Here is a 15,983-nt window from a genome sequence, read left to right as displayed (position 1 = left end):
ACGGTGCGTCGCACGGGGGCGAGCGTGAGGAGCGCGGATGAGCCAGGTGTCCGATCCGGCGAGCACCGAGCGCCACCGGTTGCCGGTGCGCACGCTCGTCGCGGCCAGCATCGGTAACGCGATCGAGTGGTTCGACTGGACGATCTACGCGACGTTCGCCGTCTACTTCTCGTCGCAGTTCTTCGACAAGTCCAGCCCGACGCTCGCGCTGATCGGCACCACGAGCACGTACGCGCTGGCGTTCTTCTTCCGCCCGCTCGGCGGGATCCTGCTCGGGCGGCTCGCGGACCTGCGGGGACGCCGCTGGGCGATGCTCGTGACGATCCTGCTGATGGCGGGCGGCTCGGTGATCATCGCCGTGCTGCCGACCTACCAGGCGGTCGGCTGGCTCGCCCCGATCCTGCTGCTGCTCGCACGCATCGCGCAGGGCCTGAGCCTGGGCGGCGAGGTGTCCAACGCGAGCGCCTACCTCGGCGAGATCGCCCCGGCCGCCCACCGCGGCCGGTACTCCAGCTTCTTCTACATCTCGACGGGCGTCGCGCTGCTCGCGGCGAGCCTGCTCGGCCTGCTGCTGACGACGACGCTCACGCGACCCCAGCTGGAGTCCTGGGGCTGGCGCATCGCGTTCCTCGTCGGTGGCCTGCTGGGGCTGATCGGGCTCTGGTTGCGGCGCACGCTGACCGAGACCGAGCAGTTCGCGGAGAATGTCGAGCGCGCCCGCGCCGTGCGCAACCCGCTGCTGCTGACCCTGCGCGAGCACCCGAAGGCGGTGCTGCAGCTCTTCGGGTTCACGCTGCTCTCGACGCTGTGCTTCTACACGTTCTTCAGCGCGCTGACGCCGTTCGCCGTCCAGTTCCGTGACGCGTCGGGCGGCGACGTCTTCCTCGCGCTCTCGATCGGCACCGTCGTGTTCATCGCCCTGCAGTACCCCATGGGCATCGCGGCCGACCGCTTCGGGCGCAAGCCCCAGCTGCTGATCTGGTCGGGCCTGATGACCGTGATCACGGTGCCGATGAGCCTGCTCATCGTCGAACGCACACCCCTGATCAACCTGATCATCGTGTTCGTCGTCGGGCTCGGGCTCTACACGTTCATGTCCTCGATCGCGCCCGCGATCATGAGCGAGCTCTTCCCGACCGAGCTGCGGGCCCTGGGCATCGGCGCCTGGTACAACCTCACCGTCGCGCTCTTCGGCGGCACCGCGCCGCTGCTGATCTCGGCGCTGTCCGCCGCCGACCGCCCGCAGCTGTTCTTCTGGTACGTCTCGGGCGGCGCGCTCATCGCGTTCCTGATCATCCTGACGCTGCCCGAGACCAAGGGCCGGGAGCTGACGTAACGGACGTACCACCGCGGTGGTGGCATTCTGGTGTCATGGAGCTGCTCCGGACCCTGCTCAACCTCGTCTGGCTCGTGCTGGCGGGCGTGTGGATGGCGCTGGGCTACGTCATCGCGGGGATCATCTGCTGCATCCTGATCGTCACGATCCCGTGGGGCATCGCGTCGTTTCGGATCGCGCTGTTCGCGCTGTGGCCGTTCGGCAGCCGGATCGAGCGCCGGGCCGACGCGGGCGTGGGCTCGACGCTGGGCAACATCATCTGGTTCGTCGTGGCCGGGTGGTGGCTCGCGATCGGGCACATCGTCACGGCGATCCCGCTGGCCATCAGCATGGTCGGCATCCCGTTCGCCTGGGCGAACCTCAAGATGATCCCGGTGTCGCTGACGCCGCTGGGCCGGCGGATCGTCGACACCGACGACCCGGGCTTCGCGGTCGGCGACCACCGCGCGGCGGTGCCGGCGCGCCGGTGATCGAAGTACCGATACGGACGCTGAGTGTCTGTGAAGGCACTTCGCTGACAACACCTCAGCCGACCGCTAGCCGCGGACGGGGAGGTCGTAGCGGCGGCGGATGCTCGAGCCGAGCCTGCGGACGTCGACGCCGTAGACGTGCAGCGAGATGGTCGTGGTCGGCGCGGTGTTCGTGACCCGGTGGATGTCGCCGGGCGGGAGCAGGCCGGTGACGGTGCCCGGCCCGGCGACGTCCTCGCCGTCGACGACGAGGCGGTCGGCGACGCGGAGGTAGCGGGTCTCGTGCTCCTCGCCGGTGTGCACCCCGACCACGCACCACGAGAGGTGGTCGTGGATCGGGGTCGACTGGCCGGGCAGCCACACGAGCGCCACCAGCGAGAACGCGCCGTCGTCGGCGACGTGCAGCAGGTGCTGGCGGTAGTGCTCGGGGTCGCCGACGCACTGGGCCGGCGAGAGCAACCGTGGATCGCCCAGGTACGGGGCCAGGGCGTCGCCGACGGCGCCGACCCGGGCGAGCCCGGGAGCGGCGTCGCGGACGGCGGCGTCGAGGTCGGCGGTCAGGGCGGCCAGCGGGGTGATCAGGGCGGTGGTCATCGGGGGGCTCCTCAGGCGGCGGTGCGGGCGGGGACGGCGTCGGTCAGGTCCGCGACGAGCGTCGTCTCGGAGCCGTCGGTCTCCACGGAGAGGATCGGGAGCACCGAGGCGAGCAGGGCGCGCATGCCGGTGTTCTCGGTCAGCACATCGGCGACGAGGCGCGAGTAGCGCTCCTCGCGGCCGCGGGCGGCGACGGCGGTCAGCAGCCGGCGCCCGACGCCCCGGCCCTGCCAGGCGTCGACGACCTCGATGGCCAGCTCGGCGTCGCGCAGGCCCACCGAGATGAGCCGGGCGATGCCCACGGGCTCGCCGTCGGGGCCGAACGCGGCCACGGCGATGTGCCGGCGGCCGTCGACGGCGGCGAGCGTCCGGCGCACCGCACCGGTCAGCCGCGGCGTCGCGCCGTGGAAGCGCAGGTAGCGGCTCTGGTCGGACAGGCCGGCGAACACCGTGTCGAGCACGCCGGTCTCGCCGGGGCCCAGCTCGCGCAGGGTCACGGTGGGCGGGCGACCGGAGGCCCGGAGCCCGGACGGTCGGTCCGGCGCCACCAGGGTCAGCAGGGTCGGGCGCAGCGTGGTCGTCGTCATGGCGGGTCCTTCCTCGCGGCGCCGGACCCGTCGTCCGGCGGCAGGACCGAGCCTGGTCCGGGAGCCCGCGTCCCCTCGTCGGTGAGACCTCCCCATCTCGGGCCGCGGCGGTACCCATGCCACGCCGCCCTGCCCACGAGCACCCCGCGAGATCACGGGCGCGTCATCCACCCCGCGCGGCCACCGGGGTGGACGGCGCGCCCCTGATCTCCCGGGCGCTGTGTCGGAGCTCGGATGCCCGCGCGCGCTCCGTGATCAGGAGAGCGTCGTGCACCCCGGTCGCCCGTCGGAGGTGGATGGCACGCCCGTGATCTCCGGGCCGATCCCGGCGGCTGCCGCCTCGACCTGCCCACGGGCACCCGGCGACCTGGGCAACGCGGCGCCCCGGTTCGGGCACGTGACGCCGATGGGCGGCGCGCCCGGTCTTCGTGGCGTCGTCGACTCGTCGCCGGCGTCGATGGGCGCCGCCCGCTGCGCGGCGTCCCGCTCGATGAGCACCGGTCCACGGTCGGTGCGGGCGGTCATGTCAGGTCCCTGTCCATCCGGATCGCCGGACCGAAGCGCGTGGGCGCCTCGCCGATCGTGCGGAAGCCGCAGCGGATGTAGAAGGTCTCGACGCGCGGGTTGGCGGTCACGACCATCCGCGGCGCGCCGCCGTCACGCGCCCGGCCGACCACGTCCGCGACCAGCCGGGCGCCGATCCCGTGGCGCATGTGGGCGGGGCGCACGAAGAGACCGTCGAGCTCGGCCTCGCCGTCGGGCAGCGGCAGCACGGCCGCGAACCCGGTGACCGCGCCGTCCAGCTCGTGCACCCGGATCCCGGGCGAGCGGACCTGCCTGCGCGGCACCATGATCGCCTCGGGGTGCGCGAGCAGGTCGGCGCGGTACTCCGTCCAGATCAGTGAGGCCTCGCGCTGGACGTCCTCGAGCACCGCGACCTCGTCCTCGCGGGCCCAGCGCAGCAGCCCGTCACCCGTCCCCATCACACGATGGTGCGCCGGCCCGAGTCACGGGTCGCCGCGAGCGGCACGGCCGGCAGGTCGCGAGCCTTGTTGATCATGTGGAACGTGCCGGTCGTCGCGTCGTTCGACGGATGGCGCCGGCTCGAGGTCGGGTGCTCGCCCGGTGGGGCCCGCGTGGGCGCGCCGGTGATCGAAGTACCGATACGGACGCTGAGCGTCCGTGACGGCACTTCGCTGACAACCTCGCGATCGCCGCCCGGCGGGCCGGGCCGCGACGCCGGGGTGAGTTACTCGGTGTTCTCGCGTGGCTCCGGGTCGCCCTCGGACTCGACGTCCGGGATCACCGGCCCGAGCAGGTCGTCGGCGTCGACGATCCGGTAGGCGTAGCCCTGCTCGGCGAGGAAGCGCTGGCGGTGCGCGGCGTACTCGGCGTCGACGGAGTCGCGGGCGACCACCGAGTAGAAGTGCGCCTGCCGGCCGTCGCCCTTGGGACGCAGCAGGCGGCCGAGGCGCTGGGCCTCCTCCTGGCGCGAGCCGAACGTCCCGGAGACCTGGATGGCCACCGAGGCCTCGGGCAGGTCGATCGAGAAGTTCGCGACCTTCGACACGACCAGGACCGGGATCTCGCCCCGCCGGAACCGGTCGAACAGCGCCTCGCGCTCCTTGTTCTTCGTCGAGCCCTGGATCACCGGGGCGTCGAGGGCGACGCCCAGCTCGTCGAGCTGGTCGAGGTAGGCCCCGATCACGAGCGCGGGCTCGCCGCGGTGGCGCTCGAGGATGCTGCGCACCACCGGGATCTTCGTCTTGGCGCAGGCGCAGAGCCGGTAGCGCTCCTCGGCCTCGGCGGTGGCGTAGATGATCCGCTCGTTGTCGGTCATGGTCACGCGGACCTCGACGCAGTCGGCGGGCGCCACCCAGCCCTGGGCCTCGATGTCGCGCCACGGGGCGTCGTAGCGCTTGGGCCCGATGAGCGAGAACACGTCGCCCTCGCGGCCGTCCTCGCGCACGAGCGTCGCGGTGAGCCCGAGGCGGCGGCGCGACTGCAGGTCGGACGTCATGCGGAACACCGGCGCGGGCAGCAGGTGCACCTCGTCGTAGATGATCAGGCCCCAGTCGCGGGAGTCGAACAGCTCCAGCGCGCGGAACTCGCCCTTCGTCTTGCGGGTCATCACCTGGTAGGTCGCGATGGTGACCGGCCGGATCTCCTTGCGCTCCCCGGAGTACTCGCCGATCTCGTCCTCGGTCAGCGACGTCCGCGCGACGAGCTCGCGCTTCCACTGCCGGCCCGCGACGGTGTTGGTGACGAGGATCAGCGTCGTCGCGCCCGCCTTCGCCATCGCGGCCGCGCCGACGAGCGTCTTCCCGGCGCCGCAGGGGAGCACGACGACCCCGGAGCCGCCGTGCCAGAAGCCCTCGACGGCGTCGGCCTGGTAGTCGCGCAGCTCCCAGTCGCTCTGGTCGAGCTCGATGGGGTGGGCCTCGCCGTCGACGTAGCCCGCGAGGTCCTCGGCGGGCCAGCCGACCTTGAGCAGCGCCTGCTTGAGCCGCCCGCGCTCGGAGGGGTGCACCGCGACGGTGTCGTCGTCGATGCGGTCGCCGAGCATCGGGACGATCTTCTTGTTGCGCAGCACCTCCTCGAGCACGGCGCGGTCGTTGGACAGCATCACCAAGCCGTGCACGGGGGAGTTCGTCAGCTGCAGCCGCCCGTAGCGGCCCATGGTGTCGACGACGTCGACGAGCAGCGCCTGCGGCACGGCGTAGCGGGAGTACTGCACCAGGGCGTCGACGACCTGCTCGGCGTCGTGGCCCGCGGCGCGCGCGTTCCACAGGGCCAGCGGGGTCACGCGGTAGGTGTGGACGTGCTCGGGGGCGCGTTCGAGCTCGGCGAACGGCGCGATCGCCTGACGAGCGGCGGGCGCGTCGTCGTGGTCGACCTCGAGCAACAGGGTCTTGTCGGACTGGACGATGAGCGGTCCGTTGCCGGGGTGGCTCAACCTCTCGACCTCCGGGCGCGTCGACGGGTGGTCAAAGTCATTGTCCCCCGTTCGCAGCCTGCACCGTCGGGCGGAGCGGGAGCACCGCTCGGGGAGCGCTGCGGCGGTCCCGCTCATTCCCCGGGGCACGGCGGATACAGTGGGCCCGCTCGACCCCGCCCACGAGGAGTGACCGACCGAACCCGAGGGGCTCACGGCGCGAACGGCGTCGGAGCCCGCCCGCAGCGAGGTGTCCGCCGGGCACGCCCGTCGAGGACCTCGCGCCGACCGCTACGGACGCCTGACCACCCTGATGCTGCCCGCCCCGCACCTCGATCGTCGTGCCGCCGTGTCACCGGCCGCGCGCTCGGCGTCACCCGTGTGCCACCGCGCTGTCCGGTCAGTCCCGACCATAGCCCATCCCTGGTCACCCAGCGTGGACCAGGGACGCGTTCGGCGCGTGGGCGCGCCGGGCGACGTCCGGCCGACCGGCGGAACCGGGAGGACCCGTCCGTGACCACACCCGAGCGAGCACCCGAGCGCACGCCGGACCGGGCGTCGGTCCGGTACCACGAGGAGCCCTCCGCCCGTCCCGCCGGCGACGACGGGGGTGACTGGACCGAGCGGCTGGCCCTGCGCAACTGGAGCCTGCCGGTCAAGCTCGCCGCGGTCCTGTTGGTGCCGACCCTCTTCGTCCTGACGCTCGGCGTGCTGCGGATCGTCGAGCAGACCGAGGAGGCCGCCTCCTACGACGGCGTGCAGCAGGCCGTGTCGCTCGAGGACCGCACGGCCCGGCTGATGGGCGACCTCGCCGCCGAGCGCTCGGCGGCCGCCGTGTTCGTCGCGGCCAACCGCGCCGGCGGGTCCGCGCCCGTCGACCAGCGCGTCGAGGCCACCAACCGCGCGGTCACCGAGCTGCGCGAGGCCGACGGCGGCGCCGACTCGCTCGACGGGCAGACGCGCCTCTCGTTCGACCAGGCCAACGCCGAGCTCACCCAGCTCGACCGCATCCGCGACGACGTCCTCAACGCCCGCGTCGACGCCGCCGGCGCGATCGGGCGCTACACCGAGTCGATCGACGCGCTCGAGGTCTTCGACCGTTCGCTGTCCCGCGAGGCCGCCGACCCGAGCGTCGCCGGGCTCTCCTCGGGCCTGTACTCGCTCGCGGTGGTGCGCGAGGAGGACGCCTACGTCCAGGCCGTGGTCGCCGCCGGCATCGCGGCCGGCCGGATCGACGCGCCGTCGATCGACCAGGCCCGCAACGCGACGCTGCGCCGCTCGATCGCCGTCGACGACTTCCGCTCCGCGGTCGGCACCGACAACGCCGAGCTCGCCGACGCGGTCGTCGGCCCGGACGTCGACAACCGCGACCTGCTGGCCCAGGTCGTCCTGGGCCGCGGGGCGGCCGGGCTGCCGCTGCAGGTCTCGGGGCCGGACTGGGAGCGTGCGTCGGCGGCGGTCGAGGACCGCGACGCCACCACCGCCCAGCAGCTGCGCACCGAGCTGCAGGACCAGGCGGGCGCGCTGCAGGCCTCCGCGCGCAGCGGCGCCGGCGTCGCCTCGGTGATCCTCCTGCTGGCGCTCATGGCCGGCGCGGCGGTCGTCTTCTTCGTGACCCGCTCGCTGCTGCGCCCGCTGCGCCTGCTGCGCCGCACCGCGCTCGACGTCGCCGAGCGCCGCCTGCCCCAGGCGGTCCGGAGCCTGCGCGAGGGCGAGGCGCCCGACACCACGATCGTCCCGACGCCGATCAACACCCGCGAGGAGATCGGTCAGGTCGCCCGCGCGTTCGACCAGGTCCACGAGCAGGCTGTCCGCCTGGCCGCCGAGCAGGCGGGCCTGCGCTCCGCGTTCAACTCGATCTTCGTCAACCTGTCGCGGCGGTCGCAGGCCCTGGTGGAGCGCCAGCTGCGCCTCATCGAGCAGCTGGAGAACTCGGAGGAGGACCCGGAGGCGCTCTCCAACCTCTTCCAGCTCGACCACCTCGCGACCCGCATGCGCCGCAACTCGGAGAACCTGCTGGTGCTCTCGGGCACCGACCTCTCCCGGCGCGGCAGCCGGCCGGTGCCGCTCGTGGACGTCCTGCGCGCCGCGGCGTCCGAGGTCGAGCAGTACCAGCGCATCGACCTCGCGCCCCCGCCGCAGGCCCAGCTGCTCGGGCGCACCGCGAGCGATGTCGTGCACCTCGTCGCCGAGCTGCTGGAGAACGCCACCACGTTCTCCGCGCCCGACACCCGGGTGCAGATCCGCGCGTCGCAGAACGGCGACGGCTCGGTGCTCGTCGAGATCCTCGACTCCGGTGTCGGGATGAGCGAGGAGGACCTGCACGAGGCCAACGTGCGCCTCGACTCGCCGCCCACGGTCGACGTGTCCGCGTCCCGGCGCATGGGCCTGTTCGTGGTCGGCCGTCTGGCCACGCGCCACCACATCGCGGTCGAGCTGCGCAACCGCGACGAGGGCGGGGTCATCGCCACCGCGGTCATCCCGGCCAACGCGGTCCTCGCCGCCGCCGGTGACGGCGCGGCGCCGACCGCGGCGGCGGCCGGTCCGCCGCAGGGCGCCGAGGCCCGCAACGGCGTCCCCGGCGTCGTCCCCGAGCAGTCCCGCAACGGTGGGGCGGCCCTGCCCCAGCGCGGCCGGCGCCCCGTGGGCGCGCCCGGCGCGTTCTTCTCCCCCGGGGTCGACCCGGCGGAGCAGGGTGGCGCCGAGGCCCCGTCCCGCCCCGACGCGCCCGCGGAGCGCCGTCCGGTCCTGCCGCAGCGCGGGCCGTCGAACGGCGCGCCGGGCACCAACGGGCACAACGGGCACGGCGGGCACGATGGTCACGGGGACGGCGGGGGACCTGCGGGTCCTGCGGGTCCCGGTGGCGCTCCCGGGTCGCGCGGCCCCGGCGGCCCTCTCGGGCCCGGGGGACGCGGGATGCGTCGCCCCGAGCGGGCACCCGTCGAGCAGACCCCGGTCGGGGCAGAGGCGGAGCCCGCGGAGCCCGCGGAGCCCGTCGAGCCGGGCCCGGGCGAGCAGGCGCCGGCGGCGCTGCATCGTCCGGAGGGGCCGGACGCCCCGGACGCCGCGCAGGCTCCCGAGACCGACGGCGAGCAGGACCAGAGCCAGGGACGCCACGGACTGATCGGTGGCGGTGTCGCGGCCGGCGCCGCGGCGCTCATCGGTGCCGCGGCGGCCCGCCGGCGGGGCCGGCGTATTGAGGACGAGGACGGCGAGGACGGCGGGGAGGCCCGCGAGGACGGCTCGCCCGCCGACGCCGCCGAGCCGGCCGCGCCCGCGGGCGAGGCACCCTCCGAGACACCGGCCGAGCACGACGACTCCGAGATGCCCGCCGCCGGCGGTCCCCGGGGCGCCGACCCCGAGGGCCCGGCGCCCGAGGAGGGCCCCGAGGGCCTCGGCGGGCGCCCGCCGGGGCGCCCGGCGGGTCCGATGCCGGGTCGCCCGGGTCAGCCCGGCGGCTACGGCGGGCCCGGCGCTCCCGGGGGGCCGTTCGGTCCAGGTGGACCAGGTGGACCAGGTGGACCAGGTGGCCCCGGCGGGCCGGCCGGTCCCGGGGCCCCGCAGGGCCCGGTGTGGGGTCCGCCGCCGGATGGTCGCCGCGGGGGTCCGCCCCCGGGGTGGCGCGGGCCCGGCGCCCCGCCCGGTCAGGGACCGGCAGGCCCCGGTGGTCCCTACGGGCCGCCGCCGCAGGGACGGCCGCAGGGCGCGCCCCCGGGTGCGCCCCCGGGTGCGCCGCAGGGTGCGCCTCCCGACCAGCCGCCGGGTCCGCCTCAGCAGCCGGCCGCCGGTCCGCCGATGTGGAACGGCGCGCCCGTCGTGCCGCCGCCCGGTCCGTCCGACGCGGATCCCGAGGAGGCCGGCCAGGTCCGCGAGGACGTCGGGGGCACCGAGGGCCGGGTCGACGATCCGGTCGAGAACCGGGTCGGTCCGCCGCCGGAGGCCGCCGAGGCGAGCGTCGACGCGGCGGAGGCCGCCGCGCCGTCCGCCGCGGCGGACGCGGAGCCGTCGGACGAGGACGCGGCGCCCGCGCCCACGCGGCGCGGCACGCTCCCGCTGCGCCCGCGCGTCCTGCGCCCGCAGCCCCGCACGGCACCGGCCGCCGCGGAGGGGGACACCTCCCCCGAGGTCGGCGGTGAGGCTCCCGGTGTGCCGGACGCCACGGACGCACCGGACGCCACGGACGCCACGGACGCCACGGACGAGGAGCAGGCCGCCGCGAGTGCCGGGGCTCCGGTCACCGGTGCGCCGGCGGACGAGACCCCCGCGCCGGTCGCCGAGGAGACCCCGGAGATCCCGGACGCCGCGGAGACGCCGGGCGAGGGTCGCGGGCTGCGGCCCACGGGTCGGCGCCTGTCCCCGGGCGGCCCGGCGTTGTCGCCGGGCATGGCGCCGCGACTGCGGCCCCGTCGGTCCCCCGGCTCCGCCGAGGAGCCCGTGTCCCCGATGTCCCCGGGGGACCCCGGGGACACGGAGACCGCCGGGCCGGGAGCGCCGGCGGCGTGGTCCGCGCCGGCCCGGCCGGAAGCACCCGCGTCGCCCGGGTCACCCGAGGCGCCCGCCGCTCTGTCCGAGCCGGCGGCGCCGGCCGAGGCGACGGGTCCGTCGGCACCGGGGGAGCCCGCCCCGCAGGGCTTCCGGCCGCCGCCGGGGTCGCCCCTGCCGCGGCGGTCGGCCGAGCCGACGCCCCCGCCGCCCGCCGGCGACGCGCAGGCCCCGGCCGCCCCGGAGGGTCCGGAGGAGGGTCTCCAGCCGCCGGCGGGGCTGCCGCGCCGATCGGGTGCGCGGTCGGCGCCCCCGGCCGCGTTCGGCACGGAGGCCGGCGACGGCGGGCGTCTCTTCGACGCCCCGCCGGCGAGCCCCGACACCGGGAACGGGCACGCCCGCACCGGCGGCGGCGCCAACGGTGCCAACGGTGCCAACGGTGCCAACGGTGCCAACGGTGCCAACGGTGCCAACGGTGCCAACGGTGCCAACGGTGCCAACGGTGCCAACGGTGCCAACGGTGCCAACGGTGCCAACGGACCCGGGCGCGCGGTCCCCGAGCGTCTCCCCGGCCGGGCGGGCACGCCGCGGCGGGAGCGGACGCCGATCTACGACGAGGTCGCGTCCGCGTGGTTCCGCGAGGCACCACCCTCGGCCGGACCGGACGACGCCGAGTGGGCGTCGACGTCCGGCGACGAGGGCTGGCGCGCGGCCGCGGCGACCGCGGACGCGCTCGACGCCGGCACCAGCGCCGGTGGCACGACGGAGTCGGGTCTGCCCCGGCGCCGTCCCCGGGCCCAGCTCGTGCCGGGCGCCGCCCGCACGGCGGCTGCGGGTCCCGGCGAGGGTGCGGGCGGCCCGCGACGCAGTGCCGACGCGATCCGCGGACGTCTCGCCAGTTATCAGCAGGGTGTCGCCGACGGGCGCACCACCCGCCGGGGCCGACCGGCCGACACCGCGGACGAGCCGGCGCGCGGCGAGCGTCCCGGGGACGAGGAGGAGCAGTGACCGAAACCCAGTCGCAGCCGAGCCGGTTCGGCTGGTTGGTCTCGAATTTCGCCGAGCGCGTGCCCGGTGTCGCCCACGCCGTGGTCGTGTCGGCCGACGGCCTGCTGCTCACCGCGTCGAACCGGCTGCCGCGCGACCGCGCCGACCAGCTGGCGGCGGTGGCGTCCGGGCTGGTCAGCCTCACGCAGGGCGCGGCGCGGTGCTTCGAGGCGGGCGACGTCGTGCAGACCGTCGTCGAGATGGAGCGGGGCATCGTCCTGCTGATGTCCATCAGCGACGGGTCGTGCCTGGCGACGCTCGCCGCGCCGAACTGCGACATCGGGCTGGTCGGCTACGAGATGACCCTGCTGGTCGACCGGGTGGGCCAGCTCCTGACCCCCGAGCTCCGCGCCGAGCTCCAGGGGTCGGCGGTGCGATGACCGCGCGAGGGGGTGACGACCGGTGAGCGATGACCCCGGCGAGTCCTTCGCCGACATCCTCAACGGGATCAACGGGCCGGCGCCGAGAGGGCCGCGCGGCGAGCGGCGCGGGCTCTTCCGCCGTCGTCGGACCGACGCGCCGTCCGACGGTCCCGACGCCGCGGCGCCGAGCGACGAGCCGGCGACCGGCCCGGACAGCGGCGGCACCGTCGCCCCCGACGGCTACCTCTACGGCGACGGGGCGCCCGACGGCGCCCACTCCTGGTCCGGGGGCGAGCCGCAGACGGCGCCGTACGGCACGCCCCAGGTGGGGCCGCCGCGGCACGAGCTGCCCGAGCCCGAACCGCCGGCCGAGCGCGCCGAGGACGTCGCGATCGTGCGCCCCTACGCCTGGACCGGCGGGCGCACCCGCCCGGTCTACGACCTCGCCATCGAGACCCTCGTCTCGGTCGGCACCGCGGGCCGCGACCCGTCGCGGATCCCCCAGTACGAGCACCGCGCCGTGGCGGAGCTGTGTCGCGAGCCCCGGTCGGTCGCGGAGGTGGCGGCGTTGCTGACGCTGCCGCTCGGCGTCGCCCGGGTGCTGATCGGCGACATGGCCTCGCAGGGCACCGTCGTGGTGCACCAGACCGCCTCGACCTCGGGCGACGTCCCGGACATGGCGTTGATGGAAAGGGTGTTGAGTGGACTTCGACGGCTCTGACGCGGCCGTGGCCGAGCCCGCCCCGACCACCACCTCAGCCAAGATCGTCGTGGCCGGTGGGTTCGGTGTCGGCAAGACGACGTTCGTCGGTTCGGTCTCGGAGATCGACCCGCTGACCACCGAGGCCGTGATGACCGACGCCAGCTCCGGTGTCGACGACCTCTCGGCGGTGCCCAACAAGCGCACCACCACGGTGGCGATGGACTTCGGCCGCGTGTCGCTGGACTCCGACCTGATCCTCTACCTGTTCGGCACCCCCGGACAGGACCGGTTCTGGTTCATGTGGGACGACCTCGTCCGCGGCGCGATCGGTGCGGTCGTCCTCGCCGACACCCGCCGGCTCGCCGACTGCTTCGCGGCGGTCGACTTCTTCGAGGACCGCCGCCTGCCCTACGTGCTGGGCGTGAACTGCTTCGACGGCGTCCTGCGCCACGAGCTCGAGGACGTCCGCGAGGCGCTCGCCATCGACCCCGCGGTGCCGATCCTCACCGTCGACGCCCGCGACCGGGAGTCGACGAAGCAGGCGCTCATCGCGCTCGTGGAACACGCCATGCAGGTCTGGGCGGTCGGCGCCCGGGCCTGAGCGTGTTGTTGCAGCGAACGCGCTGTTCGCTGCCTCTATGCGCTGGTTCTCCCCGTTCGCATCCGGCGTAGCGAGTGATCAACGGGGACTTCGCGCGCATAGAAGCAGCGAGATACCCGTTCGCTGCAGGAACCTGGCGAGCCTCAGCGGTCGGCGAGGACGCTGACCGAGGTGATCCGGTGCAGCGCGAAGGACATCGCGGCGCCGCCGACGACGTCGCCGTTCGTGTCGCCGTCGTCCTCCACGCCTTCCAGCACGCCGCCGCCGACGCGCAGGGGGCGCACGACGCGCTGGGACGCCGTGCCGTGGGCGTCGACGTAGCCGATCCACACGCTGCGGCCGGTGCGGGCGGCCTCGGCGAGCACCGCGACCGTCGCGGACGTGGCCGTGCGGCCGGAGCCGGCGCCCGTGGCGCGCCCGCGGGAGGCGGTGGCGGCGCGGTCGCCCGCGCGCAGCTGGGCGACGAGGGCGACGACCTGGTCGGAGGACAGCGACGGCGTCGTGCCCACCGCGCGCTCCGGCCGGCGGGCGGCGGTGCGCCGGCCCCGGGGCCGCAGGTCGAGCACACCGCCGACGTCGTCCTCGGCGACGGGGGAGAGCCCGGCGGCGCGCAGGGCCTCGAGGACGTCGACCAGCGGCTGCTGGCTGACCAGCACGGTCGGCGCGATGCGACGCAGCTCCAGGCGCTCGGCCTCGGGGTGGGCGAGGACCTCGGCGACGAGGGCCTCGTCCTCGGAGCGCAGGAACGACGCGGCCGCCCCGCCGCGCAGGCGCCCGTGGCGGCGGGCGACGTCGTCGACGAGGTACGTCAGCCCCTGGGGCACCGGCGTGGCCGAGCGCGTCGAGAACAGCTCGTGCAGGTCGGCGGCCGTCTGCCCGAGGTCGAGCGCGCGGCGCACCGTGGCCTCGCTGATCCGGTAGACCGTGGCGCTGCCCGCGGACTCGACGTCGGCGACGCGGTCGAGCGCGGCCGCGAGCCCGGGTTCGAGGCGCCCGGGGGCGATGGCGGTGAGGTCGGCCTGCAGGAGCACGTGGTCGACGGGGTCGGGCAGCGAGCGGCGCAGGGCGGCCGCCGCGGCGCCGTCGGGGTCGTCGCCGGGACCGCGGGCCACGGTGAGCAGCTCCCGGGCGGCGGAGGTGAGCGCGTCGTGGGCGACGAAGCCGATCGTGGTGGCCTCGCGCAGCACCGTGCGGATCATCTCGTCGCGCTGGCGCCCGCCTTTGCGCGGGGCGCGCCAGGCCAGGGAGGCGACGAGGTCGTCAGCCGTGGGCGGGCCCTCGCCGTCGTCGAACTCGGCGAGCCGGTCGAGCACGCGGCGGCGCAGCGCGGGCGCCCAGGGCCGGCGCGCCTCGTCGGAGAGCGGGCCGATCAGCTTGTCGCCGACGTCGCGCGCGCCGACCAGGGACGGGGCGCGCGGGGTGTCGAGCCAGCCGCGGGCGAGCGTCGTCCACCGCACGTCGGGGCCCGCGGCGAGCCAGCGGTCGACGGTGACGGTCGGCGTCCACGCCGCGTCCGCGCCCTCCGACACCGCGACCAGCCCGGCACCGGCGAGCACCTCGACCAGCAGCGCGGCGTCCTGCTCGGTGAGCCCCTCGTCGCGGGCCACCCGCCGCAGGTCCCGCACCCCGAGCCCGCCCGAGCGCAGGACGGACGGCGGGCGGTCGGACCACGCCGTGAGCACCGACTCCGCGTGCCGCACCAGCTCGAGGATCTCGCCCGCGGCCGTGGCGTCGACGTCGGCGGGGTCCTGGCGCCGCGGCGCCGGCATGGGGTCGGCGAGGGGGACGTCGCCGAGCGGACGATTGCCCCGGACGCCGAGGGCGGCCTCGCGGGCGAGCTCGACGGTCTCGTGGTCGACGCGGTGCAGCAGGCCCGCCGCGAGCAGCCGCCCCACCGGGCCCTTATCGGCGTGCTCCCCTGAACCGGGCCCTGCAGCGCGGCTGCGCCCGATCGGGCCGTCGGCGGCCAGCGCGTCCACCACCGAGCGCTCGTCGGCGGACAGGCCGGCGACGACCGCGGCGGGGTCGTCGGTCAGCGCGATCTCGGAGAACTCCGGGGCCGGCCGCCCGAGGCCGCCGGGGTAGCGCACCGACACGTCGCGCAGGGCCGGGACCGCCCGCCACCCGGCGGTCGCCGCGGGGTCCGCGTGCGGCAGCGCGGGCGGGACGGTGGAGCCGTCGGGCCACGCGAGGGCACGGCGCTCGAGGTCGGCGAGCGCGGCGCGCCCGGCGTCGGCGCGGTCGGCGCCGAGCAGGGCCAGGACGTCGCCCGCGGCGGCGGAGGCCTCGTCGGCGCGCACGACGAGCAGCGCGTCGACCACCTGCAGGGTGAAGGCGTCGAGGTCCTCGCAGGCCCGGCCGACCGACATCCGCACGCTCGCCCGGGTGGCCACGACGCCGGTGTCGGCGGGCGCGGGCAGCGCGAGGTCCGGGCGGGCACGCAACAGCGCGCCCAGGGTGTCGTCGTCCTGGGCGCGCAGGTGGTCGAGCAGGGACTTGCCGGACATCGTCTCTCCACGGTAGTCGGGCTCCGGCGCGCACACCTCGCTGGTGCGGCAGACTGGGGCTCCGCCGTCCGGGCGGGCCCCACGTACGGCGGGAGGAGCCGGAGAGAGATGGCCGACCACCACGCGACCGGAGAGCAGCCGGAGCACGAGAGCCCCGTGCGCGGCGGCGAACCCTGGTGGCCCGAGGTCGAGGGCGACCACCCCGTCACCGAGCTCATGGCGCCGACCCAGGGATCGCCGTCGCCCTTCGGCGACACCGAGTTCCCGCTCCCGGCCGACCAGCTCGGCTACGTCCACCCGGTCACCGAGATCAACCGCTAGGCCCGGGACACGGAGCGGAGCGGAGCTGGACCATCGAG

The 15,983-nt window shown here is 75.8% G+C and carries 13 protein-coding genes; 7 read left to right on the top strand and 6 right to left on the bottom strand.

Translation table 11 applies throughout. The features are described from left to right. Positions 1-37 precede the first annotated feature (37 nt). Positions 38-1,336 (top strand): MFS transporter, encoded by a 1,299-nt coding sequence (locus tag QSK03_RS09375; protein WP_285650836.1) that lies wholly within the window; start codon positions 38-40, stop codon positions 1,334-1,336. A gap of 35 nt (positions 1,337-1,371) precedes the next feature. Continuing rightward, a complete protein-coding gene (locus QSK03_RS09370; protein ID WP_285650835.1) occupies positions 1,372-1,806 on the top strand; it encodes a YccF domain-containing protein in 435 nt (144 codons plus the stop codon). 66 nt (positions 1,807-1,872) lie between these two features. Here the strand turns inward: QSK03_RS09370 and QSK03_RS09365 are convergent, their stop codons facing one another. The 5 genes from QSK03_RS09365 to QSK03_RS09345 all read right to left on the bottom strand — a co-directional run bounded on the left by QSK03_RS09365 (position 1,873) and on the right by QSK03_RS09345 (position 5,943). Next, a complete protein-coding gene (locus QSK03_RS09365; protein ID WP_285650832.1) occupies positions 1,873-2,400 on the bottom strand; it encodes a cysteine dioxygenase family protein in 528 nt (175 codons plus the stop codon). Between the two features lie 11 nt (positions 2,401-2,411). After that, complete coding sequence (locus QSK03_RS09360) at positions 2,412-2,987, bottom strand: GNAT family N-acetyltransferase (protein ID WP_285650830.1); 576 nt, start codon at positions 2,985-2,987, stop codon at positions 2,412-2,414. Between the two features lie 255 nt (positions 2,988-3,242). Beyond that, positions 3,243-3,512, bottom strand: a complete 270-nt coding sequence (locus QSK03_RS09355) for a hypothetical protein (RefSeq protein WP_285650828.1) — start codon at positions 3,510-3,512, stop codon at positions 3,243-3,245. Next, positions 3,509-3,970 (bottom strand): GNAT family N-acetyltransferase, encoded by a 462-nt coding sequence (locus QSK03_RS09350; protein WP_285650826.1) that lies wholly within the window; start codon positions 3,968-3,970, stop codon positions 3,509-3,511. Before QSK03_RS09350 ends, QSK03_RS09355 begins: the two co-directional genes overlap by 4 nt. Positions 3,971-4,236: 266 nt before the next feature. After that, positions 4,237-5,943 carry a DNA repair helicase XPB gene (locus QSK03_RS09345; protein WP_285650823.1) on the bottom strand — a complete coding sequence of 569 codons (1,707 nt, stop codon included), beginning with the start codon at positions 5,941-5,943 and terminating at the stop codon, positions 4,237-4,239. Positions 5,944-6,435: 492 nt separating this feature from the next. On the opposite strand from QSK03_RS09345, the gene QSK03_RS09340 reads away from it, so the two are divergent. Genes QSK03_RS09340 through QSK03_RS09325 form a run of 4 tightly spaced genes read left to right on the top strand, consistent with a single transcriptional unit; the run spans position 6,436 to position 13,117 of the window. Further along, positions 6,436-11,412 (top strand): sensor histidine kinase, encoded by a 4,977-nt coding sequence (locus tag QSK03_RS09340; RefSeq protein WP_285650821.1) that lies wholly within the window; start codon positions 6,436-6,438, stop codon positions 11,410-11,412. Beyond that, positions 11,409-11,831: a roadblock/LC7 domain-containing protein gene (locus QSK03_RS09335; protein ID WP_285650819.1), complete on the top strand. Its 423-nt coding sequence runs from the start codon at positions 11,409-11,411 to the stop codon at positions 11,829-11,831. Before QSK03_RS09340 ends, QSK03_RS09335 begins: the two co-directional genes overlap by 4 nt. 22 nt (positions 11,832-11,853) lie before the next feature. Continuing rightward, complete coding sequence (locus QSK03_RS09330) at positions 11,854-12,534, top strand: DUF742 domain-containing protein (RefSeq protein WP_285650817.1); 681 nt, start codon at positions 11,854-11,856, stop codon at positions 12,532-12,534. After that, positions 12,515-13,117, top strand: coding sequence for a GTP-binding protein (locus QSK03_RS09325; RefSeq protein WP_285650814.1), 603 nt, complete (start codon positions 12,515-12,517; stop codon positions 13,115-13,117). The genes QSK03_RS09330 and QSK03_RS09325 overlap by 20 nt, the downstream gene beginning before the upstream one ends. A gap of 143 nt (positions 13,118-13,260) precedes the next feature. On the opposite strand, the gene QSK03_RS09320 is transcribed toward QSK03_RS09325, so the two are convergent. Beyond that, a complete protein-coding gene (locus QSK03_RS09320) occupies positions 13,261-15,624 on the bottom strand; it encodes a helicase-associated domain-containing protein (protein ID WP_285650812.1) in 2,364 nt (787 codons plus the stop codon). A gap of 108 nt (positions 15,625-15,732) precedes the next feature. On the opposite strand from QSK03_RS09320, the gene QSK03_RS09315 reads away from it, so the two are divergent. After that, positions 15,733-15,945: a hypothetical protein gene (locus QSK03_RS09315; protein ID WP_285650810.1), complete on the top strand. Its 213-nt coding sequence runs from the start codon at positions 15,733-15,735 to the stop codon at positions 15,943-15,945. Positions 15,946-15,983: the final 38 nt, after the last annotated feature.

This window comes from Actinomycetospora sp. NBRC 106375 (assembly GCF_030269665.1).
Lineage (GTDB): Bacteria > Actinomycetota > Actinomycetes > Mycobacteriales > Pseudonocardiaceae > Actinomycetospora.
The sequence above is the reverse complement of the archived record's forward strand: the minus strand, read 5'-3'. Positions and strand labels throughout refer to the sequence as shown.